The organism is Halobellus sp. Atlit-38R, from assembly GCF_003665925.1.
Taxonomy (GTDB): domain Archaea; phylum Halobacteriota; class Halobacteria; order Halobacteriales; family Haloferacaceae; genus Haloquadratum; species Haloquadratum inordinatus.
This window is the reverse complement of sequence record NZ_QXIJ01000182.1, coordinates 1-539: the sequence shown is the minus strand read 5'-3', so window position 1 is coordinate 539 and position 539 is coordinate 1. Positions and strand designations below refer to the sequence as shown.

General features: G+C 70.9%; 1 pseudogene. It reads left to right on the top strand.

From position 1 onward, the window contains the following. Position 1: 1 nt before the first annotated feature. Positions 2-539: pseudogene (gene cetZ2, locus D3D02_RS18830) on the top strand (tubulin-like protein CetZ2); the annotation flags it as partial.

The window sequence follows — 539 nt, the reverse complement described above, 5'->3', positions numbered from 1 at the left end:
CCTGATTGGTGTGGGGCAAGCGGGTGGGAAGCTCGCGTCGGCGCTCCAGTCGTTCGACCGGCAGACGGGCTTCGGCGCGGTGCTCGACGCGGTCGCGGTGAACACCGCGAAAGCGCACCTCCAGTCACTTCCCGTCGAAACCGTGCTCATCGGCCAAGACCGCGTCAACGGCCACGGTGTCGGCGGCGACAACGAACTCGGAGCCGCGGTCATGGAGTCGGACCAGACCGAGGTCATGTCCGCCCTCGACGGCCGCGTGACGGCCGAGGCGGAGTCGATTTTCGTCGTCGCCGGCCTCGGCGGCGGCTCCGGGTCCGGCGGCGCGCCCGTCCTCGCGAAGGCGCTCGCCGGCGTCTACGACGTGCCGGTGTACGTCCTCGGCATCCTGCCCGGGGCGGACGAAGGGGCGCTGTATCAGGTGAACGCCGGCCGGTCGCTCAAGACCGTCGCCCGCGAGGCCGACGCCGTCCTCCTCGTCGACAACGACGCGTTCCGCTCGGCCGGCGAATCGATGAGCGAGGGCTACGACGCCATCAACG